The organism is Pseudomonas sp. FP2254 (assembly GCF_030687695.1).
GTDB lineage: Bacteria > Pseudomonadota > Gammaproteobacteria > Pseudomonadales > Pseudomonadaceae > Aquipseudomonas > Aquipseudomonas quebecensis.
On the sequence record NZ_CP117444.1, the window covers coordinates 2176143 to 2202087 of the forward strand.

Consider the following 25945-nt stretch of genomic DNA (forward strand, 5'->3'; position numbering starts at 1 on the left):
AAACTTATACAAAATGCCGGTTGTTAACACCGCTTCGTATAAGTTTTGGCGCGCTGAAGTGCAGTGCTTGATATTAACTTGCTAGCTGTTTGCCGCTTCGCTTAGTTGCCGCTTCGCTTATCAGCAAAGTGAACCTCTGGACTTGGCGTGCAGCCTAACAGTGCATCACTCACTAGGAGGTGTCGTATGCAAGCTACTTACTTCTGGGCAGGGCTGGCCGTGATCCTGGTGTTGCTCGACCTGTGGATCATCAACAGCGTCTGGCGCAGCAGCAAAACCTCGCGCACCAAGCTGGGATGGACCGCATTGGTGATCCTGCTGCCGTTTGGCGGCGCGGTGATCTGGAGCGTCGCCGGACCGCGTGGCATAACCAAAGGGCCATCGTCACCCGAACACAGCAAGGGCTGAGTCCGATAGGGAGCGGTCCGGTACCGAATTTTTACCCGGCGCTCGCTTTCCAAGGAGTAGCGCACGCTGTCTATCCAGAGGAGGGAAGTTCATGTCAATCGCCGCAGCTACTGTTGATTGCCTGAAACAACATCGCCTGCTGCTCACCACCGCCGAGTCGTGCACGGCCGGCAAGATCATTTCGCTGCTGTCGCAGGTGGAGGGCAGTGGTGCGTGTATCGAGTGCGGGTACGTGGTGTATTCCGAAGAAGCCAAGCAACGCTTGTTGGGTGTCAGTGCCTACACCATCGCGACGTTCAACCTCACCAGCTGCGAAGTGGCCCGCGAAATGGCCCAGGGCGCCTTGCGCGATAGCCCTGCGCAGGTGGCCGTCGCCACCACTGGGCTGCTGGGACCTGACAGCATCGATGGCATCCCGCCGGGCACCGTGTGTTTTGCCTGGGCGTATCACCTCAATGGCGCAGTCAAGGTATTCAGCCGCAAGGAACGCTTCATCGGTTCGCGCGAACAGGTGCAGGTACTCGCCGCTGAATATGCGTTGAAAGGCGTGATGCGTTTTCTGGATGAGGCGGCAGGCCGTTAGGCGCGGCCGTGCTGCTTCCCTGGCGGGCAAGCTCTGCGTCTGCAGAGCTTGCCCGCTCGTTGGTTTGACGCCGCAGGTCAGCGCATCTGCAGGATGATCGGCGTGCTGCTCGCCGGGTCAGTGTGCTCGCGCAGTTTGCCGACGGCCTTGGCCTCGACCGCGCCGCCGTGGTTACCCCAGGAGCTGCGTACGTAGGTCAGCACTTCGGCGATGTCCTGGTCGGACAGTTGCTCGCGCAAGGCCGGCATGCGATAGGCGTCCGGAACGCCGGCGGCTACTACGCGCTGGGCGCCGTTGAGGGTGATGTTAATGGCCGAGGCGGTTTCTGTGGCCAAGGCTGAGGTGGCCCCCGCCAGCGGCGGCATCCAGTCGGGCTGGCCTTTGCCGTCCAGGCCATGGCACGAGGCGCAGCGGGTAGCGTAGGTGTGGGCTCCGGGAGCATCCGGGCGGCCGTTGGCGGCAACGGCCTGGTAAGCCCAGGGTGCACCGTCGCGCTGTGGGTCACCAGGCAAGGACTTGAGGTAGCGGGCGATGGCGGCCAGGTCATCGTCGTTCATGAACTGAGTCGAGTTGTTGAACGCTTCCGTCATCGAACCGTACACCACCGCGTGCTGGTTGCGACCGGTCTTGAGGAACTGCACGATCTGCGCCTCGCTCCAGCGGCCCAGGCCGGTATTGGGGTCCTGGCGCAGGCTGGGAGCGTACCAGCCGTCGAGCAGCGCGCCGGCGAGGAACGGCGTACCGGCTTCGTCCAGGGCCTTTTCGTTGAAGGCCAGGCCGCGCGGCGTGTGGCAGCTGCCGCAATGGCCGGGACCCTGGACGATGTAGGCACCCCGGTTCCACAGCGCGTCCTGCGCGGGCTTGGGCGCATACGTGGCGTTCGGCGCGAACAGCCCGTTCCACAGCGCAATCGGCCAGCGCATGTTCAGCGGCCAGGGGATGTCGCTGGGGATGTTGGCCTGGTTCGCCGGTTGTATGCCCTTCATAAAGAATGCGTAGAGCGCCCGCACATCATCGTCACTGAGCTTGGCATAGGAGGGGTAGGGCATGGCCGGGTACAGACGCCGCCCGCCGGGCGCTACGCCGTGGCGTACCGCGCGGTCGAAGTCGGCGAGGCTGTAGCGGCCGATGCCGTGGGTGGGGTCCGGCGTCACGTTGGTGGCGTGGATATTGCCCAGTGGCGTGGCCATTTCCAGGCCGCCGGCGAACGGCGCCTTGCCGGGCAGGCTGTGACAGGCCACGCAGTCGCTCAGGCGCGCGACGTACTCGCCACGACTGACCAGCGCAGGGTCGAACTCGGCAGCTTGCGGCTGCTCGAACGCGGTAACAGGCTGACGGGTGACGTACCACGCCAGCGCGCCGGCGGCGACCAGGCAGGGCACGGCCAACCAGCCGAGGGTTCTTGCGAATCGGTTGTTCATGGGCGGTCTCGGTCGGTCAGCTGAAAGTGTGTCGGCTCAATGGCAGGCTGCGCACGCGCTGGCCGGTCAGTTGCGCCACGGCGTTGACTACCGCCGGCGCCACGGCCGGCAGGGGTGGTTCGCCGATGCCGCCCATTTTTTCGCCGCTCTCGACGATCTTCACATGCACCTGGGCCATCCGCGAAGGTGGCAGGATCGGGTAAAGGTCGTAGTTGCGCGCCCGTGGCTTGCCGTCCACGTACACCGCTTCTTCCAGCAAGGTTTGCGACAGGCCCAGGGCCACGGCGCCGTTGACCTGCGCCTCTACGATGGCCGGATTGACGATGCTGCCGGGGTCAATGGCTTCCCAGATGTGATGCACCTTGACCTGGCCTTTATCGATCGACACCTCGGCGATCACTGCCGCATGCGAGCCAAACGGCGAGGCCATGGCCACGCCCCGCGCGCGGCGGGTGCCGTCTTCGGCGGTATAAGGGCCGCGCTTCCAGCCGCCGGACAACTCAGCCGCCGCCTTGAGCAGCGTGGTCAGCCGCGGGTTGTCGCGCAGCAGGTGCAGGCGCAGGTCGTACGGGTCGCGACCGCCTTTGTCGGCCAGCTCATCAAGGAACGCTTCATAGAAAAAGTCGTTGAGCGAATTGCCCACCGACCGCCAGTAGCCAAGCATGGCCGGGCCTTTGACGTAGATCTGTGCGATGCGCTTGTTGGGGATCGCGTAGCTCTTGCCCGACAGCCCTTCAAGGGCGGTGGGGTCGAGTTTGTCGCCCTGTTTGCCGGCGATGGCTTCGGTGGGGCCTTCGGTGGCGCTCACCGCTTCGATGGCCACGGGCAGGCCGTCGGCGTCCAGCGCGGCGCGGAACTTGACCACCGCCACCGGGCGCAAGACATCGCGCAGGAATTCTTCTTCACGACTCCAGATCAGCTTGATCGGGCGACCCACCGCCTTGGCCAGGGCAATGGCCTGCGGGTAAGGGCTGGCTGAGTCGTACAGGAAGTGCCGACCGAAAAAACCGCCCAACAGCGGTGAATGCAGGTTGATGCGCTCGGGCGCCAGGCCGGTGCGTTTGGCGATGTCGGCGCGGAACATGTCCGGCGCCTGGTTGGGCAGCCAGATGTCCAGCGAACCGTCCGGGTTGAAGCGCGCCAGTGCCGATGGCGGCTCCAGTTGCGCGTGGTTGACGTATTGGTTGTGGTACGTCGCTTCGACCTTGGTTTTGGCGCTCGACAGCGCACCGGCCACATCGCCTTCGTTTTCATCGTCACGGGCCGGGCCTTGCTGGGCCGCGAGGAAATCACGGTAAGCGTCGCTGGAAAAATCCGCCGGCATCGCCCGCACGGTGGAATCGGCGGTCGGTTCCTGCCAGTCCACCTGGATCGCTTCCACCGCGCGTTTGGCATGCCACCAGCGCTCGGCCACCACCGCCACCGCGCCGGGCAATTGATGCACGGAATGCACGCCCTTCATGGTCTCGACCTGAGCCTGGTTGCGCAGGCTGCCGACGGTCATACCCAGGCGCGGCGCATGCTGCACGGCGGCATGGAGCATGCCGTCGACTTTCAGGTCGATGCTGTACAGGGCCTTGCCGGTGGACTTGTCGTAGGCGTCGACGCGCTTGACCGGTTTGCCGATCCAGCGGAACTGGCTCGGGTCGCGCAGGGTGACGCTGGCCGGATCGGGCACCGGCATGTCCAGAGCGCGGCTGGCCAGCTCGCCGTACCCCAACGAGCGGCCGGACGCGGCATGCACCACACGGCCCGGTTGGGTGGTCAACTGCGCCACCGGCACGCCGAGCTGTTGCGCGCCGGCCTGCAGCAGCATGGCGCGGGCAAGGGCGCCGAGGCGGCGCATGGTCGGGTAGCTCATGCGCACCGACATACTGCCGCCGGTGATGCGCATGCCGTTTTCCATCACCACATAGGCGTCGCCGGGTGGCGCCGCTTCAACGATGAAAGTGGCGGGGTCGGCGTCCAGCTCCTCGCCGACGATCTGCGCCATGGCGGTGTGCGTGCCTTGGCCGCCTTCCATGAAGGGGCTGAGCAGGCGCACGCTGCCGTCGGGACGAATTTCCAGGAATGCCGGCACCTGGGTGCCGCGTTCGGCGGTCGCACCGGTAGCGGCCTGTACCCTGGACGCGCCCAGCGGCAGGCCGAAGCCGATGACCAGCGCGCCCACGGCGGTGCTGGCCAGAAAACGCCGGCGGGACAGGTTGATCGGTTCGCCCAGGGGCAGGCCGGGAATCAGTTCAGGCTTGTTCATCAAGCGTGCTCCTTCCCGGTCGCCAGGTCCTGCACGGCGGCATGAATGGCGTTGTAGGTGCCGCAACGGCACAGGTTGACCATCGCCGCGTCGATCTGCTCCACCGTCGGCGCCGGGGTGTGCTTGAGCAGCGCAGTGGCCGCCATCACCTGCCCGGACTGGCAGTAACCGCACTGCGCCACCTGATGCTCGACCCAGGCGCTGACCACGCGTTTGCCGATTTCATCGGCTTCGATCGCTTCGATCGTGGTGACCTCACGGCCCACCACACCGGCCACCGGCGTCACGCACGAACGCACCACGTTGCCGTCAACCAGCACCGAGCAGGCGCCGCATTGAGCCAGTCCGCAGCCGTACTTGGTGCCGGTCAGCCCCAAGTCATCGCGGATCACCCACAGCAACGGCGTGTCGGCGTCGGCATCGACCTGATAGGTCTTCTGGTTGATTCGTAGCTCCATGACTGGCTCACCTGCTGATCTTCGGTTAGGGATACTGTTTTCTTATAGGGAGGGCGATAGGTCGCCCATCGTCGAACTCTAGTCGACTGCGCAAGGGCTATCTATGCGATTACCTGCAAGTTCGGAGGATCAGGCAAGTATTCGAGAGAATCGGATGACTGCGCGGCGGTCACCCTGATCGTTCAGGCGGGCCGCGCTCAAGCCCAGCCGTCCCGCACGGCGTTGCGAATACCCTCCAGCAGCATGGCGAAGGCTGGGTTGTCGTTGCCTTCACGCCAGATCAGGTGCAGTTCGCTCTGCGCTCCTTCGCCCAGGTCAATGTCGCGGAACACCACGTTTTTGAACACCACGCTGCTGGCGCAGCGCGGCACCAGGGCCAGGCCCATGCCGGCGTTGACCAGCGCCAGAATGGTCAGGGACGAGCCCAGCCACTGCACGTAGTCCGGCGCCACGCGCGCCGAGCGCAGCAGACCGGTAAGCAGCTCGTTGAACGGCGGGTACGCGGCATGGGCGTACATCAGGAAGGGTTGCGCGTCCAGGTCCTGCACGCTGACCGCCTCGGCATCGGCCAGGCGGTGCGCACTCGGCACCGCCAGCACAAAGGGCTCGCGCACCAGGCATTCGGTGGCATAGCCCGGTTCCAGCAACGGCGCGCGCACGATGCCCAGGTCGATGCGCCGCGCGCGCAGGGCTTCGTATTGCTGGTAGGTGTTCATCTCCGACAGGTCGATCTTGACCTGAGGCTGCTTGAGCCGCGCTTCGGCAATGACCTTGGGCAGAAACTCATACACCGCGCTGCCGACGAAGCTGATATTGACCGTGCCGATATCGCCCTCGGCGAAGCGGCGCGCGGTGATGGCCGCCTGCTGGGCGCGTTCGAGCAGGTTCTGCGCTTCGATAAAAAACGCCCGGCCGGCGGCGGTGAGTGCGACGCTGCGGGTAGTGCGCGCAAACAGTTCCACGCCCAGGTGATGTTCGAGCAACTGGATCTGTCGGCTGAGGGGCGGCTGGGTCATGTTCAGCCGCTCGGCGGCACGGCGAAAATTCAGCTCGGTGGCCACGGTGGTAAAGCAGCGCAGCTGGGTCAGCTCAAACATTGATCTAATCCTGGTATCAATCGAATGCCAAGTTAGATTAGACGGGATCAATGCCAGGCGTCCATGATCGAGGCGTCCCTACAAAAATAATGATCGGGAGTCGCCCTTGGATACCTTCCACAACCCGCCGGACCCCACCGTGCTCGCGCGTGCGGCCGCCAAGGTCAAACGTCACGTGCTGCCGCTGTTCGTGGTGATGTTCATCGTTAACTATATCGACCGGGTCAATATCGGTTTTGTGCGCAGCCACATGGAAACCGACCTGGGCATTGGCGCGGCGGCCTACGGCCTGGGCGCCGGGCTGTTTTTTATCGGATACGCGATTTTCGAAGTGCCCTCCAACCTGTTACTGCAACGCTACGGCGCACGGGCCTGGCTGACGCGCATCATGTTCACCTGGGGCGCGGCCGCGATGGCCATGGCCTTTGTACAAGGCGAAACCAGTTTCTACGTGCTGCGCTTTGTTCTCGGCGCCGCCGAAGCGGGGTTTTTTCCCGGCATCATTTATTACTTCACCCAGTGGCTGCCGGCCGCCGAGCGTGGCAAGGCCATGGCGATTTTTTTGAGCGGCTCGGCCATCGCCTCGGTGATTTCCGGGCCGGTGTCGGGCGCGCTGCTGGGCGTGAGCGGCCTGAGCCTGCACGGCTGGCAATGGATGTTCCTGATCGAAGGGTTTGCCTCCATCGTGCTCTGCGGGTTCGTGTGGTGTTGGCTGCAGTCCCATCCCCGCGAGGCGAGCTGGCTCAGCGCGCAGGAAAAGCATGCATTGGTCAGCGCCATCGACCATGAGCAGCAGGCCCGTGAAGCCGCCCAGATCAGTCGTCCATCCCTGTTCAAGCTGCTGGCCGACAAACAGATCGCGCTGTTTTGTTTCATCTACTTCTCGATCGCCCTGACCATCTACGGTGCCACGTTCTGGCTGCCGAGCATGATCAAAAAAATGGGCGACCTGGGGGACTTCCAGGTGGGCTTGTTCAATTCGATTCCGTGGTTGATTTCCATCGTCGCCATGTACGGTTTCGCCTCCCTGGCCAGCAAGTGGAAGCACCAGCAGGCCTGGGTTGCGCTGATGCTGGTGATCGCGGCGGTCGGCATGTTCATGTCCACCATCGGCGGGCCGGTGTTTGCCTTTGTCGCCATCTGTTTTGCCGCGATTGGTTTTAAAGCCGCCTCGGCGCTGTTCTGGCCGATCCCCCAGGGTTACCTGGACGCACGGATCGCGGCGGCGGTGATTGCCTTGATCAATTCGGTGGGCAACCTCGGTGGCTTCGTCGCGCCCACCACGTTCGGATTGCTCGAGCAGACCACCGGCTCCATCGAGGGCGGCTTGTATGGCCTGGCCGCGACTTCGCTGGTGGCGGCGGTGCTGGTGTTTTTTGCACGCACCGCGCCGCGTTCCGGTGCGCCTGTTAACGCGGTGAGCGCCAAGCCTGCCGTTGCCGAACCTTCCACCGATCATCACGCCATGCGCTCAGGCCTGCAGGGAGCCGTCTCTTGAAAATTGTCCGCGTTACCGTCACCCCGATTGCTTTTCGCGACCCGCCGTTGCTCAACGCCAGCGGTATCCATGAACCGTTCGCACTGCGCTCGATCATCGAGGTGGAGAGTGACACCGGCTACATCGGCCTTGGCGAAAGTTACGGCGATGCGCCGGCACTGGCGATCCAGCAACGGATGCAGCCGCAGCTGATCGGCCTCGACCCGTTCAATCTCAACGGCTTGCGCGCTATCGTCCAGGCTACCGTCGCGGCCCATACGCCGGCGAGTCTGCCCGGAGCGGAATTGGCGCCGGGCTCCCATGCCAGCAAAGCAGTCAGCAATGCGTATTCGGCGTTCGAGGTGGCCTTGCTCGACCTCCAGGCCCACGCCTTGAACGTGCCGTTGGTGGACCTGCTGGGCGGGGCGATCCGCGAGCGCATCCCGTTCAGTGCCTACCTGTTTTTCAAATATGCCGAGCACGTTGGTGCACCCTACGCACCCGACCCCTGGGGCGAGGCGCTCAATGAGCAGCAGATCGTCGCGCAGGCGCGGCGCATGATCGACACCTATGGTTTCAAGAGCATCAAACTCAAGGCCGGGGCGCTGGACCCCGAGCATGAAGTGGCGTGTATCAAGGCGCTGAAAAAAGCCTTCCCGGGCGTGCCGCTGCGCATCGATCCGAACGGCAACTGGTCCCTCGACACGGCAATACGCATGGCCGAGTTACTGGGCGACGACCTGCAGTATTACGAAGATCCGACCCCCGGCCTCGACGGTATGGCCGACCTGCACAAACGCACCGGGTTAGCGCTGGCGACCAACATGGTGGTCACCGACTTCGATGAGTTCCGCCGCAGCGTGGCGCTGAACAGCGTGCAGATTGTGCTCGCCGACCACCACTATTGGGGCGGCCTGCGTGACACTCAGGTGCTTTCGAAGATGTGCCAGACCTTCGGCCTGGGCGTGTCGATGCATTCCAACTCGCACCTGGGCATCAGCCTGATGGCCATGGCCCATGTGGCGGCCGCGGTGCCCAATCTGGACTACGCGTGCGACACCCATTACCCCTGGCAGGCGCCGGACGAAGAGGTGATCAAGGGCGGCAAAGTGCCGATTGTCGATGGTTGTGTGCAGATCACCCGCGCTCCGGGGCTGGGCCTGGAACTGGACCATGACCAATTGGGCAAGCTGCATGATCAATATCTGAGCTGCGGTATTCGTCAGCGCGACGATGTGAAACAGATGCAGCGTTATCAACCGGATTGGAAGGCCGTCAAACCGCGTTACTGAAGCTGGTCGCTTCGTTTGCCCGACGACGCAGTCATGCGCCGGCGGGTTTTTTTTGCTCTGCGGATTTTGGCGCCGGCGAACGCTCCTGCTCCATGGCGCGCCGGATGCGCATCAAGTCCTGATACGCCTCGGTGCGCTTGGCGTCGGCGACCTGCTTGGCTTCGGTAAAGCGCAGCCACGCGGCGGCATCCGCCAGGCTGGTGCCGATGATGTCGTAGGCCGCCTGTTCCAGGCGGTCGGCTTCGAAGAACAATTCGGTGTTTCTAGCCAATTGCGCATCCAAATCGGATGGTTGCGACGCTTCACGCTTGTTTGCTGCCATGGCGCTTGCCTCCAGGTCGTCCTTCAGTATTGAGGGAGCGGGGCATGCGAACGTTCAAAATAGTGCATGGGGAAACGTCGCAGCGGTGTGTAATTGACGTGATATACATAAAAGTCCAGTATGGATTTATAAGTACAAAAAACTGCGTTGCATTTTTCTTCACTCTTGCCAAACCAACAACAACCTGCGAGACACCCCCATGAAGAAACGCTTGCTGATCCCCGCCCTGGCCTTGAGCATGCTTGCCGCCAACCATTTGCTGGCCGCTGAGAAAACCCTGCGCATCGGCATCGAGGCGGCTTATCCGCCGTTCGCCTCCAAGACCGAAGAGGGCAAGATCGTCGGCTTCGACTACGACATCGGCAATGCGTTGTGCGCGCAGATGAAGGTCAAGTGTGTGTGGGTCGAAGGTGAGTTCGATGGCCTGATTCCTTCCCTCAAAGTGAAGAAAATCGACATGGCCCTGTCGTCCATGACCATCAATGAAGACCGCAAGAGGTCGGTGGACTTCACCCACAAATACTATTTCACCTCCTCGCGTCTGGTGATGAAGGAAGGCGCGGTGGTGGATGACCAGTACGCCAGCCTCAAGGGCAAGACCGTCGGCGTACAGCGCGCCACCACCACCGACCGTTACGCCACCGAGGTGTTCGAGCCCAAGGGCATCAACGTCAAGCGCTACGGCAATAACGAAGAAATCTACATGGACCTGGCGGCCGGGCGCCTGGATGCGATCTTTGCCGACACCATCCCGTTGAACGATTTCCTGCAGATGCCACGCGGCAAGGGCTACGCCTTCGTCGGTCCGGAACTCAAAGACCCGAAATACGTGGGCGAAGGCGCGGGAATCGCGGTGCGCAAGGGCAATAGCGCGTTGGTCAGCGAACTCAACAGCGCCATCGACGGCATTCGCGCCAGTGGGGAGTATCAGAAAATCTCACAGCGGTACTTCAAGTCGGATATTTACGGCGACTGAAAGGGCGCCATCGGGGGCAAGCCCCCTCCCACAGGTAAGCCACCTTCCACGGGGTATGGCTGATGCCCGTTGCTCCAAGTGTGGGAGGGGCTTGCCCCCGATAAATGTCAGTCACTACTGCAATCAGGCCCGTGACCCCATTCGATCAGCCCTTGAGTTCCTTCAAGTGCTTGTAGACCGTCGCCCGCCCCATGCCCAGCACATTGGCCACGTAGTTCGAGGCACTCTTGCCCTTGAACGCGCCTTCGGCATGCAGCGCCAGTACCAGTTCGCGTTTGTGGTCACGGGTCAGCAGGTTCAGGCTCAGTTGGCGTTCGCGCATCCAGGCGTGGAGGAAGGTGTTGATACGCTCCTGCCAGTCATCGCGAAACAGCGCATCCGGCTGTGGAATCAGTTTGCTCGGCGACAGGAACAGGTCCAGCGCGGCCTTGGCGTTTTCGAACAGCGAGATGTTCAGGTTGATGCACAGCACCGCCAGCGGACGATCCTGGGTGTCACGCAGCACGGTACTCAGGCTGCGGATTTTCTGACCGTCCCAGTTGAGCTTTTCGTACGGGCCGATATTTACTTCGCTGACGTCATCGCTGAGCAGGTCCTCCAGCGCCGAATCATCGCCGATGGCGCGCTTGGACAGGTTGTTGGCGATGTAATCGACGGTCTGCGTGCGCAAGTCATGCAGCACCACTTCGGCATGTGGGAAAAACAACGTGGCGATGGCATCGGCAATCGCGCGGAAATTCTGCAGGGCCTTGTCGTGTTCGGCGGTATTCATCAATGGGGCTCCAGGCGGGCGGGGGAGAGCATACCAGCGTCCAGCCCGAAGCTGGTCAGTGCCTGCGGCAGCGGTGCTCCGCGCACCAGTGCCGCGCTGGCCTGGCCCATCGCCGGTGAGGTCTGAATGCCGTAACCGCCTTGTGCCGCGACCCAGAACAGCCCCGGCACCTGGGGATCGAAGCCGCTGAGCAGATCGCCATCGTGCACAAAACTGCGCAGCCCGGCCCAGGTGCGGTTGGGGCGGCGGATGCTCAAGGTGGTGGCTTCTTCGATCTGGTAGATGCCCATGGCGATATCCAACTCTTCAGGCTGCACATCTTGAGCCTGCACCGGGTCGGCATTGGCTGGCGAGCCGAGGAACATACCGGCGTCGGGTTTCATGTAAAAGGCTTCGTCCAGCGCTACGAGCATCGGCCAGGCATGGCTGTCCACGCCTTCGGGGCCGGCGAAGATAAATGCCGAGCGGCGCTTGGGTTGCAGGCCGATAGACGCGGCGCCGGCCAGTCCGCCGATATGGTCGGCCCAGGCGCCAGCGGCGTTGATGATGATTGGCGCGGTGAAGGTGGCGTCCTGGGTGCTGACCTGCCAGAGCCCGGCACTGTCGCGACTCAAGCCTAGCACCTCGCTGTCGGTGCGCACGTCGCCGCCGTTGCGCCGGATACCGCGCAGATAGCCTTGGTGCAGGGCGTCGGTGTCGATGTCGCTGGCGGTCGGGTCGTAGAGTGCGCCGTGGACTTTTTCCCGCCGCAGGATCGGTAACATCTCACAGGCTTCATCGACGCTCAGTTGCACGACCTGGGGCACGGTGGCCTTGGCGCTGAGGTATTGCGCGTTCAATTCGGCCGTGTCGCCGGTGAAGTCCACGGTCATTTCGCCCCGTGGCGTGAGCAACGGGTGTTCACAGAAACCGGCGGGCGGGTGGTCGAAAAAGTCGCGGCTGGCCAGGGTCAGCGCGCGCACCTGCGGGGTGCCGTAGGCGGCGGTATAGAGCGCCGCCGAACGCCCGGTGGAGTGATAGGCCGGGTGGCTTTCACGTTCCAGCACGATCACCTTGCCGTGCGGCGACAGCCAGAACCCCGTGGACGCTCCGGCAATGCCGCCGCCGATGATGATGTAGTCCGCGTGGTTCATAGCTGTCTCCAGAGGGCATTGGCCAGGGCAATGTCTTCCAGGCCCAGGCCGATGGAGCGGAAGAAGACGTGGCGATCATAGGTCGGGCGTGGCGCCAGGTCGCTGAGCAGCTCGGGCAGGTCGCCGAGCACCATGCGGGGGTGCCAGCCGTGCTGTTCGGCGGCGATCAACATTTCACCGGCCGCGGCGGGGGTGGTCTGGCGATAGTCGCAGAACACCTGCATGTTCGTGAGGCTGTGGGGCGGCACTTCATGGGCGCGCGGTGCGTTGGTGCTGATGGAGGTGATCAGCGCCGGCTTACTCAGGCGCGCCGGGTCGAGTACGGGGCCTGCCGAGGAAGTGCACAGCAGGATCACGTCGGCGTCGTCCACCGCCGCCTCGCAGCTGGCGGCGACGCTCAGGCGCGGGTCAAGGCAGTGGAGGGTGTCGTGATTGGCCGTGACCGCGCTCGGCGAAAACACACGAATGCTCTGCCAGTCCCGCAGGTTCTTCACATACTGCACATGGGCCTGGGCTACTTTGCCGCTGCCGATAATCGCCAAGCGTTGGGCCTGCGGAGCGGCCAGTGCGTCCACCGCCAGCGCCGTGGTGGCGGCCGTGCGTGCGGTGGTCAGTTCGGCGGCGTCGCACAGCAGCAACGGCTGGCCGGTGTGCATCGACATCAGCAGCGTCCACGCCGTCACCAGTGGCCCTTGTTCGCGCACGATGTAGGGCGAAGTCTTGACCCCATACACCCCCTCATTGGCCAGCACACCGAGGTAGTTAATGAAGTCACCGGCGCCGTGGGGGAATGCTACGAGCTGTTGCGCCGGCTGCACCGCGTGCCCGGCGGCCAGGTCGCGGAACAGCGCCCGCAGGATCTGCGGTACGTCGAGGCGGTCCAGGTGTTGGCGGGCCTGGGTCTGGTCGATCACAAAAGGAGGGGTGAGCATGGATGTCTCCGGCGCAAACTAATTTGTCCATTATGGACTTTTAGTTCCGGCTGGCAATGGGTAGATGTCAGTCTTTGAAGACAAACCCGCCGGATAACGTGTCTTTCAGGTACCCCACCAACGCACTTACCGACTTGGGCACATGGGGTGAGTACGGGCGGATCAAATAGATCTCATCGGCAAACGCGCCCTTGAGCGTCCAGCCTTTAAGCACCTGTACCAGTTTGCCGCTGGCCAGCGCGGCGTGGGCGCTGAAATCGGGGAGCAGGGCGATGCCCAGGTGGTGCAGGGCCGCATCGCGCAAGGCTTCGCTATTGTTGGTGGCGAAGCTGCCGGCGATGGGCACGGTGATGCGTTCGACGTTTTTGTGGTTGCGTTCGAAGGTCCAGGCCGGTTGGTCGCTGCCGCGCGGGTAGAACAGGCAGTTGTGCGCCGACAGCTCGCCGGGCTCGCGCGGTTCGCCGTGGCGTTGCAGGTAATCCTGGGTGGCGACCAGCACCGATCCGGTGTCGCACAGTTTCCAGGCCACATGGGTTTCCGGCACCTGAAAACCATGACGTACCGCCAGGTCATAGCCCTCGGCGGCGAGTGAACTGAGGGCATCGGACACGTCCAGTTGGATTCGCACCTGCGGGTATTGCTGCAGGAACCCCGACAGGTGCGGCACCAATTGCTGGCGGGCAAACGCCACCGGCGCGGTGAGGCGCACCAGGCCGCGGATTTCCCCGGCGGCGTCGCGCACCGACGAAAAGCTGCGAGCGATCTGCTCATAGGCACTGCGCACGTCGCGGGTCAATGATCGCCCGGCCTCGGTCAGCCGCACGCTGCGGGTGGTGCGCGTCACCAGGCGGGTGCCGGTGGCTTTTTCCAGGTCGGAAATCCGCTGGCTGACGGCGGACTTACTCACCCCCAGACGCGCGGCGGCGGCGGTGTAGGTGCCGTGTTCTTCCAGCACGGAGAGCCAGTGTATGTGGGTCCACAAGCCTTCGATCTCGGATTTTTCCATGCCTGGATTGTTCATCTGTAAGGACAATAAGTTCTGGATTCTGCTCTGGTTCGAAACAAAGCGAAAGCCTAAGGTGTGTCCCAACGCTACCCACCGGGATCGACTGCCATGACCAGCACCATCGAGCACTACATTAACGACCAGCGCGTTTCCCGCGATGATCGCTATCAGGATGTCTACAACCCGGCCACCGGCGAGAAAACCGCTCGCGTTGCGCTGGCCAGCCAACAGACTGTGTCCGAAGCCGTCGCCGCCGCCCAGGCCGCTTTCGCCGGCTGGGCCGACACCCCGCCGATCCGCCGCGCCCGCGTGCTGTTCCAGTACCTGCACCTGCTGCGTGAACGCAAAGACGACCTGGCGCGCATCATCGTCGCCGAACACGGCAAGGTGTTCACCGACGCCCAGGGCGAGGTCGACCGTGGCATCGATATCCTCGAATTCGCCTGCGGCATTCCCAACCTGCTCAAAGGCGAGCATTCCGACCAGGTTTCCCGGGGCATGGACAACTGGACCATGCGCCAACCCCTGGGCGTTGTGGCCGGCGTCACGCCGTTCAACTTCCCGGTGATGGTGCCGATGTGGATGTACCCCATCGCCATCGCGGCGGGCAACACCTTCATCCTCAAACCCAGCCCGACCGACCCGAGTGCGTCGTTGTTCATGGCCGAGCTGCTGCGTGAAGCCGGCCTGCCCAAGGGTGTGTTCAACGTGGTACAGGGCGACAAGGAAGCGGTGGACGCGCTGATCGAACACCCCGACGTCAAGGCCGTGAGCTTCGTCGGCTCCACGCCGATTGCGCAGTACATCTACGAAACCGGCGCGCGCCACGGCAAGCGCGTGCAGGGCCTGGGCGGTGCGAAAAACCACATGGTGGTAATGCCCGACGCCGACATCGAAAAAACCGTCGACGCCTTAATGGGCGCCGCCTATGGCAGCGCCGGCGAACGCTGCATGGCGATTTCCGTGGCGGTGCTGGTGGGCGATGTGGGTGACAAAGTCATCGCCGCCCTGACCGAACGCGCCAAGCACCTGCGCATCACTGATGGCCGCGACCTTAAAGCCGAGATGGGCCCCATCGTCTCTCGCGCCGCCCTGGAACGCATCAGCGGCTACATCGAACAAGGCGTGCAGGCCGGCGCACAGTTGCTGCTGGACGGGCGTGACTACGTGCCCAGCGAACCGGGCCTGGAAAACGGCTTCTGGCTCGGCGCGACACTGTTCGATCACGTGACCAAAGAGATGAGCATCTACCGCGAAGAAATCTTCGGCCCGGTACTGGCCTGCGTGCGCGTGAATGACTTCGCCGAAGCGGTAAAGCTGATCAACGACCACGAGTTCGGCAACGGCGTCAGCTGCTTCACCCGCGACGGCCACATCGCTCGCGAATTTGCGCGACGCATCGAAGTGGGCATGGTCGGCATCAACGTACCGATCCCAGTGCCGATGGCCTGGCACGGCTTCGGTGGCTGGAAGAAGAGCCTGTTCGGCGACATGCATGCTTACGGCACTGAGGGCGTGCGCTTTTACACCAAGCAGAAGTCGATCATGCAGCGCTGGTCGGAGAGCATCGAACAGGGCGCGGAGTTTGCGATGCCGGTTTCCAAATAACGGTTGGAAGAGTTTTGCAGAACCAATGTGGGAGGGGCCTCCCACATCGCCAATACAAGAAAACGGTCATTCACTTGGAAAGGGTGGAGAGGAACTATTTATATAAAAGTAAAAGGAAGCCTAAAAACTCTGGTTTCGCGGGTTAAAATATAACTACCAACAGTTAGGTATCGATTGGTTTTCTCATATTTCTAACTCACAATCTTCAACCATTTGCAGGCAGCCATTATAAATTTCTTGGCCGTAGATCGTGAGTTTTGCATTTTTCGAAATAATGCTGGCGGTCTGTAAGAATTTAGTTCTGAATGAAGCGGGGTTTCCACGTTCATTATAGTTTGTTTTAATGTTTTTGAAGTTTAGGCTGTGCGGTGAGCTACGATGAATTTGATCAAAGATGTATACCGTTCTCGCGAGGACAAACATAGCGTGAAATATTGCGCTTAAAAGGCCGTTTGTCATTCCTGAAAGGGGTGTAATAGAGCTGTTCTGAATGATTGTTGAAAATTGGATCGATTGTCCAGTGTGCGTACAATAAGTTATGAGCTGATTCGTGAGTGACATGTTCAATATACCTCGACACATCATCTGTTTCTTCTTGCTGGCTGATGTAGATGAGGCCTAGTGTATTAAAGTTTGACCCGGCTCTAATGTTTCCAGAGCTGAATATTCTTATTTCCTCAATGATAAATTCAATTTCATCATAAAGTGAGGGTGCGGCGGTTTTTATGATGTCGATGGCTGACTCAATCATGAGCTTTGTAGGATAGGACTGCTCGGGACTGTCAAACGCAATAGGCAAGAAGTCATCATTTCCATAAGTATGTCTAATGTCGGAAAATATCGCGTTAAGGCAGATTGACTCTTGAGAGCTAGTTGATTTCAAGAATGGGTTTATGGACAGTTTTTTGTAATTGGTGTGAGCATTAATTTTAAGTAATTCAGATGCTGCAGAGTTGTAGATGGGATTTCTGTTTGTACAATGATTTAAAATAATATGGTGAGCGGCAAAGAAAAATGGAGGTGCTTTTTTTGAGTCTCGAAATTGATTTATTAATGCCGCAAAAGGCGTATCGTTTAGACTGTTTTTCTTTAGTAAATAGTCAAAGCTTTTCCACAAACGTTCTGAGATGTTTAAAAATAGTTCTTTGGCGATATTTATATTTGGAGTTGTGATGGCGTTCATGGATTGCTCCCCAATGCCTATGAAAAGTATTTTAACTCTATACCTATCGCTACAATATTTGGATATCCGATTTTTATAAGCTGTAATGTGCTTCCATGGGCCAGTAGTAGTCTAGTTAGGTTGTCATTAATTCCTTTGTGAGTTAATGCTTCGTAACCTTGTGAAAAAGCCTTGGCTATCCCGTCGTTTATGGTCGATCCGACGCCCATAAAATACACGAGGTTATCTACAGTGACGTGTAGGCCCTTGTGTATGGGGGCACTGCAGACCTCTGCTGAAAATGTTATTTCAGCTGTAACTTCTATGCCCGTTCCGCCGACTTCGCCATCGGATTGGCAATAATGAACGTCTCCTATATAAAACTCAGCATTGTCATTTCTAATGGGTAGAAAAATTAATGCGTCCTGTTTAAAAAGCTTGCAATCAAAGTTGCCGCCATATTGGTCCGCATCCAACGAGCTTAAGGAGGCTTCACCAAGATTTTCAGCACTTCTTAAACAACCGATCATTAGAGACTTTCTCAAAGCGATTGAGCGATCAATTTGGCTGCCTTTAATGGGATAGCAAAATTCATCTTCAATTTTCCAAAAAATGACTGGCTCACCGAGAACATCTTTTTTTAGTGTTTCATCTAAATGGGTAGGTAGAAGTCCACAAGATGAAAGTCCAATATCACGAGTATGTATAATGCCTTCTATATTTAGCGCAATGGTTTCACCAAATTTTGCTCCTTTCAAGCTGAACGGACCAGAAAGGGGGTTCAGAAAATCACTGCATTTATTTAGGTTTTCGTCATAGCCTAAGTTGTCTATGGTTTTTATCGTATAAGATTTTTTCTGTTCTAAAATTATCGCATTCTTTGAGTTTTCGCCGAAGGATGAGAAATGAGATTTTTGTTTAAGCCGGCAAGTTTTAGAATATTTCATGTTCAGAGGTCACTATTTTGTGGACCAGTCCATATTTTACTGACTCTTCGGCGCTTAACCAAAAGTCGCGCTCTGTATTTTGTCTGATTATTTCTATGGGTTGCCCAGTGGCGTCTGAGAATATTTTGTTTAGTCGCTCTTTCATAAAGCTAATTTCTTTTGAGTAGGCGCCGAAATCTTCTGCTCTACCGTGAAAGCCACCAGATGGTTGATGGAGAAGAAAGCGAGTGTTGGGTAGGGAGTATCTATTTTCCTTATCAGCCGCTACATATATCAGTGCGCCAGCGCTAGCGACCCACCCGGATCCTATTGTAAAAACTTTTGGTTTTATGAATTTTATAGTGTCATAGATCATATCCCCTGACTCAACGTGTCCGCCTGGAGAACTGATAAAAATAAATATTGGATCGTCGCTAATATGAGATAACGCATGAAGTTCTCTAGCTGTATTGTAGGCTAGGTTGTGGTTTATTTCTCCCGTTATAAATATTTTTCTTGATGCAACTAGGCTATCTGTAATTTTAATTGATTCTTTTATTTTTAAAATTGATTCATTTTCAGGTTTTTCTTGCTCTGAGTTAAATGGGTCTTTCATTTTCTGAGTTTCCGTTCAGGTTTTAGTTGTAATTTATTTTTTGCGCTATTTTGGCTAAATATGTATTTTCGTCACTGCTTGATTTGATGCATGTATTTGTGAGATTGGATATAAGTGACGCATATTCCGAGAGATAATTTGAGCCAAATTGATGGTCGTGAATTTTTAAACAATGAGCTGAGAAGTCGTAGGATTTATACAGGTTATGAAAGATACAGGCGAGTTTTATTAGTTTTCCAGGTTCTTTCCAAAAGTCTATATCATATAAATTGTGAAAATAGAAAGCGTCTGCCCAAAGCCACTGGTTTATTCCATTTATGGGAGAGTTATCTATTTCAATTCCCCGTGGGGACCTCGTGCCGTATCCTGTAAAGCAATGGAAGGAAAAATCATTGCCGGCTAAAAAAGTATCGACGTCACGAAATAAGGGTTGTCCTTTATATTTTTCAATAAACGACACCTCAATATGAATCCCCAGAAGGTTGGATAAGTTTCTCCTTCCATTTTCCAGGACATTTAACTCGGCTCCTTGGACGTCTATGCTGAGGAAATCAAAGATTTCATCCTGGAAAATGTCGTCCATTTCATCTACATGTAGGCTGACGCGGTCTATGACGTTGTAAAAGTATTCCATGCCTGAGTATTTGGATAGTGTTTCTGTATCTGGCTCTAGGAGCGATGAACACGAAGGTAGTTGGCAGATGTTCAGATAAGAAAGCCCTTTTGTACCTAGCGCTAAATTATAAATTTTTGCATTTGATAGTTTGACTAGTAGCTCATTCGTGCTGGTGTCTGGCTCTACTGCAGTAATCGTACATAGATTATTTTTGATCAGGTTTTGATATATCGGTGCTTCCCCTGGCGTCATCCGAGCTCCGATATCAATGATGTTTATTTTTTCTCCGCATAACCAGTTTGTAAAATCGATCATGTCGCACTCCTGGTAAGGAAGAGCGGCACCTTCCTTAAGCATGCCGCTCTTGTTATAGGCGATGCAGATTAGTTGACCACCGCCAATACTACTTTTCCATTTTCGCCGTTCAGGCTAAATACTTTCGCCAGATCGACTTTGGTAACAGTTTTTTCATTACTCATACGTTGTCTCCTTTGCTTAAGTACAGGGAGTGCGCTGCGCCATTAATCTATAATCCCAAAACAGAAATCGGTCAAAGATTTTTAAAAAAATCCGAAATTTCCTAGGAATATTTTTTATTGAAGGAAGCATCCTACTTTTCGAGGATTTTTCTTACATTCCTTTAGGCGCGAGAGTTCAGAATTTTCGTTAGTAAGGCTAACGTTTGTAAGGCCAGTAATCGGAAAAATACATTCTGGTATTAGAGCGTGGAAGTGTGTGGGTAGTTTTTAAATTCTTCAACGACGACAAAGCGCTGACATCGGGCAGGCGTAAGTAAGCTCGCGCCTAACCTGGGCTTGGCTGTTTAAGTCCAGGGCTTCACTGCACCGAAATATCCAATTAACGATTCACCGTGGTCTTCGTTACTGGTTGGCACGCTGCTATCGGAGCAAAGCCCTCCCACCTCTGGATATTTTCACTCAAGGGTTGACGCCCAGGCGAACGCCGAATACTGTATATAAACACAGTGTTTAAGCACTGATTGTCCAGGAAGGACGCTTCAGCCCCGCTGGGCACTGTGTGTAGGTCAATGGATCAACTCAATACGCTGGCTCGCCACGACGGGCCGTATCCAAGCGTCAATGAAAAGGACTTCATCATGAAACACGCCACTATTATCCCCACTCGCTGGACACGCGCAGATGCGCTCAAAGTGAATGAAAATGACCCCACCACGACTCAACCGCTGGTGCCTGCCGACTTCCCGGTGATGAGCGACACGGTGTTTATCTGGGACACCATGCCCTTGCGCACGCTGGACGGCACGGTGGTTTCGGTTAACGGCTGGTCCGTGATCTTCACCCTGACGGCCGACCGTCGCCCCCATGATCCGCAATTTATCAATGCCGATGGTCGCTACGACATCAAGCGCGATTGGGAAGATCGCCATGGTCATGCGCGCATCTGCTACTGGTACTCGCGCACCGGCAAAGACTGGATCTTCGGCGGCCGCGTGATGGCCGAAGGCGTATCGCCGACCACGCGTGAATGGGCAGGTACACCGATCCTGCTCAATAACAACGGCGACATCGACCTGTATTACACCTGCGTCACTCCGGGCGCGACGATTGCCAAGGTCCGAGGCCAGGTGGTCACGTCCCAAAGCGGTGTCGAGTTGCGCGGTTTCACTCAGGTCAAGGCCCTGTTCGAAGCCGATGGCACCTATTACCAGACCGAAGCGCAGAACGCGACCTGGAACTTCCGCGACCCCAGCCCGTTTATCGATCCCAAGGACGGCAAGCTGTACATGGTGTTCGAAGGCAACGTAGCAGGTGAGCGCGGCACTCACGAAGTGGGCGCGAACGAACTGGGCCTGGTGCCGCCAGGGCATGAACATGTGGGCGGTGCGCGTTACCAGGTGGGTTGCATCGGCCTTGCGGTGGCCAAGGACCTCAATGGCGATGAATGGGAACTCCTGCCGCCCCTGGTCACCGCCGTCGGGGTGAATGATCAGACCGAGCGGCCGCACTACGTGTTTCAGGACAACAAGTACTACCTGTTTACCATCAGTCACAAGTTCACCTATGCCGATGGCATAACGGGCCCGGATGGGGTCTACGGGTTTGTCGGCGATCATCTGTTCGGCCCCTACACACCGATGAACGCTTCGGGCCTGGTACTGGGTAACCCGCCGTCGCAGCCGTTCCAGACCTATTCGCACTGCGTGATGCCCAATGGCCTGGTCACATCGTTTATCGACAGCGTGCCCACCGCCGGCGGCGACTACCGCATCGGCGGCACCGAAGCGCCGACGGTCAGGATTGTGCTCAAGGGGGATCGTTCGTTCGTGCAGGAGGCGTATGACTACGGTTACATCCCGCCGATGCGCGATGTGGTGTTGAGCCAATGACAGCAGCGCAACGGTCAGCCTGATTCATCAGGTGTAAACCAACCCGACTGTAGGAGGGGGCTTGCCCCCGATGGCGGTGGATCAGTCAGCTTCTGTGTAGCTGACCCACTGCTATCGGGGGCAAGCCCCCTCTCACATTTTCTAACCGTGTTTCAGGCAGTTGATTGAGCGATCTACCGTGGTTTTGGCAATTTCAAGCAAGTGCCACACTGCCAGGATTTTCGCTCGCTCTGGGCTCGTCAGTTGCTCGCCACAATCCAACGCCGTCGCCGATGCGCTATCGAGCAAACTGGCGGTGTAGAGCAGGGCGTCTTCGAAGCTCAGGTCTTCGTTGATGGAGTGAAAGCCTTGGGTCGGTAGGTAATGGTCGATGGCGCGGTTGAAGGCGGCGCGGTCTTTGGCGGGATCGAAGGGTGGATCGGGGACGACTTTGTTCATGGTGTAGTTCCTGTCTGATCAAGGAGCCGACACGCTTTGCGACTAAACGAAGGTGGCGGCTGTACGCAGGTTAGTCGACCGGTCAGAACAGGAACCCGGCGCACCCGAAGGCGCCCTGCGCACAGCCACCATAAAGCTTCATGGGAGACATGCGCCTGTTCTGAATCCGGGCGACTAAACCCGATCACTGATGAGCAGTGACGGACCGCAGACTAGCCATCGATTCCAACAGGCACAAGGCGGCGAGGATTGTCTAGGAAACGTCCTGCAATTAAAAGGGATGTGGCTTGCTGGCCCTTTACAAACCATGACCAAACGCCACCAAGCCTCCAATGGAATGCGGTCAATGTGGGGCCGGTGAGAACGGGTTCAGCGCCGACCCGCCCGCGTACTCACATCCACCCAAACCGCCAACACCAAAATGCTGCCCTTCACAATCATCTGCCAGTAACTGTCCACGTCCAGCATCGACATGCCGTTATCCAGGCTGGTAATCACCAGCGCCCCCAGCAATGCGCCATACACCGTGCCGGACCCGCCGCGCATCGATGTGCCGCCGATAAAGCAGGCGGCGATGGCGTCCAGTTCGCCCATATTGCCCGCCGACGGTGAACCCGCCGCCAAACGTGCGGTGTTGACCAGGCCGGCGAGGGCGCACATGACGCCCATGATGCCGAAGATCCACAGTTTGACCGCCTGCACGTCGATGCCCGACAGCCGCGTGGCTTCCATATTGCTGCCCACCGCATACACGCGGCGGCCGAATACGGTCTGGCTGGTGACATAGCTGAATACGCCGAGCAGCGCCAGTAACAGCAACACCGGCACGGGGATGCCATCGTAGCTGTTGAGGGTGCTGACGAAACCGGCCAGCACTGCGCCGATCACCACCACGCGCAGCACGTCGCGCATCAATGAGTGCGCGGCCAGCCCGTGCAGCGCGCGGTTGCGTCGTTGTTTCCAGGTCAAGAACAGTGTGAGGGCAAACAGCAAAAGCCCAAGCCCAATCCCCACCGAATGCGGCAGATACCCCTGGCCCACATACACCAGCGATGGCGACACTGGCGCGATGGTGGTGCCGCCGGTGATCCCCAGCAGAACCCCGCGAAACGCCAGCATGCCGCCCAAGCCGACAATGAACGACGGGATGCGCAGGTACGCCGTCATGTAACCGTTGGCCAGGCCGATCATCAGGCCGCACAGCGCCACCAGGCTCAAATTAGCCAGCAGCGGAATGTGGTAGACCACGTCCAGGATCGCCGCCAGCCCTCCCAGCAACCCCAGCAATGAGCCCACCGACAAGTCGATTTCGCCGCTGATGATCACCAGCACCATGCCGCAGGCCAGGATGCCGGTGATGGACATCTGCCGCAGCAGGTTGGACAAGTTGCGCGGGGTGAGGAAACCGCCCTCGGTCTGCCAGCTGAAGAACAGCCAGATCACCGCCACGGCAATCACCAGAGCGAGCATTTTGTAGCGGGTAAACAGCTGTTTGACCTGATTCATCTACGCGGTCTTCCGATTATTATTGTTTTGGCTGAGCGCGGCGGCGAGTACCTGTTCCTGGGTGAGCCCCTCGTTGACGAAGTCGCCGCGCAACTGGCCGTCGCCGATCACCAGCACGCGGTCGGACACCCCCAGCACTTCGGCCAGTTCCGAGGAGACCATGATGATTGCCACGCCTTCGGCGGCCAGGGCGCCCATCAGCTTGTAGATTTCATACTTGGCCCCCACGTCCACCCCGCGCGTGGGCTCGTCGAGGATCAGCACTTTGGGCTTGGCCATCAGCATTTTCGCCAGCACGGCTTTTTGCTGATTGCCGCCGGACAGGCTGGTGATCGGCAAGAACGGGCTGGCGGTCTTGAGGTGCATGCGCGTGATCTGCCGGTCGATACTGCCCAGCTCGGCCTCGGCGTCGATGCGGGTCAGGTGCGCATAGGTGTCGAGTACCGCCAGGGTGATGTTCTGGCCCACGCCAAGATCCGGGATGATGCCTTGACGCTTGCGGTCCTCGGGCACCATGCACAGTCCGGCGCGGATCGACTTGAGCGGCGTGCGCGTATCGATCACCTCGCCGTCCAGCCACACCTCGGCGCTGCAGCGGCCGGGGTAGGCGCCGAACAGGGCCGACACCAGTTCCGTGCGCCCGGCGCCCACCAGCCCGGCGATGCCGAGGATTTCGCCGCGCTTGAGCGCAAAGGAAATATCGTCGACGCGTTTGCGCTTGGGGTTGTCCACGTCGTAACAGGTGACATGGCGCGCTTCGAACATCACCTCGCCGATGTCATGGGGCTCAGTGGGGTAGAGGTTGCTCATCTCGCGACCGACCATTTGGGTGATGATGCGCGGGATGTCCATATCGGCCATGGCCGTGGTCGCGATGTGCTTGCCATCGCGAATCACCGTGATGGTATCGCACACCGCCGCCACTTCATCGAGCTTGTGGGAGATGTACACGCAGGCCACGCCTTTGGCCTTGAGGTCGCGGATGATGTCCAGCAGCACCTCGATTTCCGAGCGGGTCAGGGCCGAGGAGGGCTCGTCGAGAATCAGCAGGCGCGCTTTTTTATTCAGGGCCTTGGCGATCTCCACCAGTTGCTGGTAGCCGCCGCCGTACTGCGACACCGGCAGCGCCACGTTGATGTCCGGCACCTTGAGTTCACGCATCAGCGCTTCGGCGCGGTGCAGCATCGCCGGGTAGTTCATGCGGCCGCCGGGCAGGATCAGTTCGTGGCCCATAAAAATGTTCTCGGCCACCGAGAGGTCAGGCACCAGGGTCAGCTCCTGGTGGATGATCACGATGCCGGCGGCCTCGGTTTCGCTGATGGACTGCGCCCTGAGCGGCTGCCCGTCCCAGAGGATTTCTCCCTCCCAGGTGCCGTGGGGATAGACCGCCGACAGCACCTTCATCAAGGTGGATTTACCGGCACCGTTCTCGCCGCACAGGCCGACGCATTCCCCCGGCCGCACCGTGATGTCGATGCCGTTCAGCGCGTGGACACCGCCAAAGGTTTTGACGATGCCGTTCATTTGCAGCAGGTAGTCGGCAGCCATGACGGTCATTGCCCGCCGATCTGCTCTTTGGTGTAGAAACCGTCCTTTTCCAACAGGTCGATATTGGCCTTGGTCAATGGCGTCGGGGTGAGCAGGATGGTGTCGACCTGCTTGCTGCCATTGTCGTACTGCGAGCTGTAGGTGGGTTTCTCGTTACGCGCCAGTTGCACCGAAAGTTTGGCGGCTTCGGTGGCGATCAGCTTGAGCGGCTTGTACACGGTCATGGTCTGGGTGCCGTCGATCACGCGCTTGACGGCGGCGAGGTCGGCGTCCTGGCCGGAGATCGGCACCTTGCCCGCCAGCTTCTGCGCGGCCAGGGCCTGGATCGCACCGCCGGCGGTGGCGTCGTTGGAGGCGACGATGGCATCGATTTTGTTGTTGTTCCGGGTCAGGGCGTTTTCGACGATGCTCAGGGCTTCGGTAGGGTTCCATTCCTTGACCCACTGCTGGCCGACCACCTTGATATCGCCCTTGTCGATGGCCGGTTGCAGCACCTTCATCTGGCCTTCGCGCAGCACCTTGGCGTTGTTATCGGTAGGCGCGCCGCCGAGCAGGAAATAATTGCCCTTGGGCGCCGCCTGCAGCACGCCGCTGGCCTGCATCTCGCCGACTTTTTCGTTATCGAAGGAGATGTAGGCATCGATGTCGGCATTGAGAATCAGGCGGTCATAGGACACCACCTTGATTCCGGCCTTCTTCGCTTCGGCGACCGCGTTGGTCAGCACCGTGGCGTTGAACGGCACGATCACAATCACATCGACGCCGCGCGAGATCAGGTTTTCGATCTGGGAAATCTGCTTCTGCTCGTTGGCATCGGCCGATTGCACAAAAACCTTGGCATCGAGTTTTTCCGCCGCCGCCACGAAGTAATCGCGATCGCGGGACCAGCGCTCCAGGCGCAGGTCGTCGATGGAAAAACCGATTTTCGGATGGGCGGAATCGGCCATGACCGGCAGGGCGAACAGGGCCAGGGCGGTGGCGAGCAGGGTGCGTTTGAATGATTTCATGGTGGTGCGTCCTTTTATT

General features: G+C 58.9%; 24 protein-coding genes. 7 read left to right on the top strand and 17 right to left on the bottom strand.

What is annotated here, in order from left to right:
- Positions 1-186 precede the first annotated feature (186 nt).
- Positions 187-408: a PLDc N-terminal domain-containing protein gene (locus tag PSH94_RS10160; protein ID WP_305437328.1), complete on the top strand. Its 222-nt coding sequence runs from the start codon at positions 187-189 to the stop codon at positions 406-408.
- Positions 409-499: 91 nt separating this feature from the next.
- Positions 500-991, top strand: coding sequence for a CinA family protein (locus PSH94_RS10165; RefSeq protein ID WP_253506585.1), 492 nt, complete (start codon positions 500-502; stop codon positions 989-991).
- A 77-nt stretch (positions 992-1068) separates the two neighbouring features.
- Here PSH94_RS10165 and PSH94_RS10170 read toward each other — a convergent pair whose 3' ends face one another.
- The 4 genes from PSH94_RS10170 to PSH94_RS10185 all read right to left on the bottom strand — a co-directional run bounded on the left by PSH94_RS10170 (position 1069) and on the right by PSH94_RS10185 (position 6221).
- Complete coding sequence (locus PSH94_RS10170; RefSeq protein ID WP_305437329.1) at positions 1069-2412, bottom strand: cytochrome c; 1344 nt, start codon at positions 2410-2412, stop codon at positions 1069-1071.
- 16 nt (positions 2413-2428) lie between these two features.
- The gene (locus PSH94_RS10175; RefSeq protein WP_305437331.1) at positions 2429-4666 is read right to left on the bottom strand and encodes a molybdopterin cofactor-binding domain-containing protein; all 2238 of its coding nucleotides are present in this window, start codon (positions 4664-4666) and stop codon (positions 2429-2431) included.
- Positions 4666-5124, bottom strand: coding sequence for a (2Fe-2S)-binding protein (locus PSH94_RS10180; protein WP_181080788.1), 459 nt, complete (start codon positions 5122-5124; stop codon positions 4666-4668). Before PSH94_RS10180 ends, PSH94_RS10175 begins: the two co-directional genes overlap by 1 nt.
- A gap of 197 nt (positions 5125-5321) precedes the next feature.
- Complete coding sequence (locus PSH94_RS10185) at positions 5322-6221, bottom strand: LysR family transcriptional regulator (protein WP_305437333.1); 900 nt, start codon at positions 6219-6221, stop codon at positions 5322-5324.
- Between the two features lie 106 nt (positions 6222-6327).
- Between PSH94_RS10185 and PSH94_RS10190 the strand changes: the two genes are divergently transcribed.
- Positions 6328-7719 (top strand): MFS transporter, encoded by a 1392-nt coding sequence (locus tag PSH94_RS10190; protein WP_305437335.1) that lies wholly within the window; start codon positions 6328-6330, stop codon positions 7717-7719.
- Entirely contained in the window at positions 7716-8990 is a 1275-nt protein-coding gene (locus PSH94_RS10195; RefSeq protein ID WP_305437336.1) for a glucarate dehydratase family protein, read from the top strand. Before PSH94_RS10190 ends, PSH94_RS10195 begins: the two co-directional genes overlap by 4 nt.
- A 31-nt stretch (positions 8991-9021) precedes the next feature.
- On the opposite strand, the gene PSH94_RS10200 is transcribed toward PSH94_RS10195, so the two are convergent.
- Positions 9022-9312 carry a hypothetical protein gene (locus PSH94_RS10200; protein WP_305437337.1) on the bottom strand — a complete coding sequence of 97 codons (291 nt, stop codon included), beginning with the start codon at positions 9310-9312 and terminating at the stop codon, positions 9022-9024.
- A gap of 199 nt (positions 9313-9511) precedes the next feature.
- Here PSH94_RS10200 and PSH94_RS10205 point away from each other — a divergent pair, with 199 nt between their 5' ends.
- Positions 9512-10288, top strand: coding sequence for an ABC transporter substrate-binding protein (locus PSH94_RS10205; protein WP_305437338.1), 777 nt, complete (start codon positions 9512-9514; stop codon positions 10286-10288).
- 145 nt (positions 10289-10433) lie between these two features.
- Here the strand turns inward: PSH94_RS10205 and PSH94_RS10210 are convergent, their stop codons facing one another.
- From PSH94_RS10210 to PSH94_RS10225, 4 genes are all read right to left on the bottom strand, one after another.
- On the bottom strand, positions 10434-11060 hold the full coding sequence (locus PSH94_RS10210) for a transcriptional regulator (RefSeq protein ID WP_181080794.1): 627 nt from the start codon (positions 11058-11060) through the stop codon (positions 10434-10436).
- Positions 11060-12193 carry an FAD-binding oxidoreductase gene (locus PSH94_RS10215; RefSeq protein ID WP_305437340.1) on the bottom strand — a complete coding sequence of 378 codons (1134 nt, stop codon included), beginning with the start codon at positions 12191-12193 and terminating at the stop codon, positions 11060-11062. Before PSH94_RS10215 ends, PSH94_RS10210 begins: the two co-directional genes overlap by 1 nt.
- Positions 12190-13125: an ornithine cyclodeaminase family protein gene (locus tag PSH94_RS10220; RefSeq protein WP_181080796.1), complete on the bottom strand. Its 936-nt coding sequence runs from the start codon at positions 13123-13125 to the stop codon at positions 12190-12192. The genes PSH94_RS10215 and PSH94_RS10220 overlap by 4 nt, the downstream gene beginning before the upstream one ends.
- A 67-nt stretch (positions 13126-13192) precedes the next feature.
- Positions 13193-14131, bottom strand: a complete 939-nt coding sequence (locus tag PSH94_RS10225; RefSeq protein ID WP_305437341.1) for a LysR family transcriptional regulator — start codon at positions 14129-14131, stop codon at positions 13193-13195.
- Between the two features lie 108 nt (positions 14132-14239).
- Here PSH94_RS10225 and PSH94_RS10230 point away from each other — a divergent pair, with 108 nt between their 5' ends.
- Complete coding sequence (locus tag PSH94_RS10230; protein ID WP_305437342.1) at positions 14240-15739, top strand: CoA-acylating methylmalonate-semialdehyde dehydrogenase; 1500 nt, start codon at positions 14240-14242, stop codon at positions 15737-15739.
- 388 nt (positions 15740-16127) lie between these two features.
- Here PSH94_RS10230 and PSH94_RS10235 read toward each other — a convergent pair whose 3' ends face one another.
- From PSH94_RS10235 to PSH94_RS10250, 4 genes are read right to left on the bottom strand one after another with little or no spacing between them, the layout of a single operon-like run.
- Entirely contained in the window at positions 16128-16922 is a 795-nt protein-coding gene (locus tag PSH94_RS10235; protein WP_305437344.1) for an HEXXH motif-containing putative peptide modification protein, read from the bottom strand.
- 17 nt (positions 16923-16939) lie between these two features.
- The gene (locus PSH94_RS10240; protein WP_305437346.1) at positions 16940-17848 is read right to left on the bottom strand and encodes an acetamidase/formamidase family protein; all 909 of its coding nucleotides are present in this window, start codon (positions 17846-17848) and stop codon (positions 16940-16942) included.
- Entirely contained in the window at positions 17835-18443 is a 609-nt protein-coding gene (locus tag PSH94_RS10245; protein ID WP_181080800.1) for an ATP-dependent Clp protease proteolytic subunit, read from the bottom strand. The genes PSH94_RS10240 and PSH94_RS10245 overlap by 14 nt, the downstream gene beginning before the upstream one ends.
- A 22-nt stretch (positions 18444-18465) precedes the next feature.
- Positions 18466-19374 (bottom strand): FkbM family methyltransferase, encoded by a 909-nt coding sequence (locus tag PSH94_RS10250; RefSeq protein WP_253506628.1) that lies wholly within the window; start codon positions 19372-19374, stop codon positions 18466-18468.
- An 802-nt stretch (positions 19375-20176) separates the two neighbouring features.
- Here PSH94_RS10250 and PSH94_RS10255 point away from each other — a divergent pair.
- Positions 20177-21427: a glycoside hydrolase family 68 protein gene (locus PSH94_RS10255; protein ID WP_253506631.1), complete on the top strand. Its 1251-nt coding sequence runs from the start codon at positions 20177-20179 to the stop codon at positions 21425-21427.
- Positions 21428-21568: 141 nt separating this feature from the next.
- Here PSH94_RS10255 and PSH94_RS10260 read toward each other — a convergent pair whose 3' ends face one another.
- The 4 genes from PSH94_RS10260 to xylF form a co-directional block, all read right to left on the bottom strand.
- Positions 21569-21865: a hypothetical protein gene (locus PSH94_RS10260; RefSeq protein WP_034137793.1), complete on the bottom strand. Its 297-nt coding sequence runs from the start codon at positions 21863-21865 to the stop codon at positions 21569-21571.
- 369 nt (positions 21866-22234) lie between these two features.
- Entirely contained in the window at positions 22235-23371 is a 1137-nt protein-coding gene (locus PSH94_RS10265; RefSeq protein ID WP_181080804.1) for a sugar ABC transporter permease, read from the bottom strand.
- A complete protein-coding gene (xylG, locus tag PSH94_RS10270; protein WP_305437347.1) occupies positions 23372-24928 on the bottom strand; it encodes a D-xylose ABC transporter ATP-binding protein in 1557 nt (518 codons plus the stop codon).
- Complete coding sequence (gene xylF / locus PSH94_RS10275) at positions 24925-25926, bottom strand: D-xylose ABC transporter substrate-binding protein (protein ID WP_181080808.1); 1002 nt, start codon at positions 25924-25926, stop codon at positions 24925-24927. The genes xylG and xylF overlap by 4 nt, the downstream gene beginning before the upstream one ends.
- Positions 25927-25945: the final 19 nt, after the last annotated feature.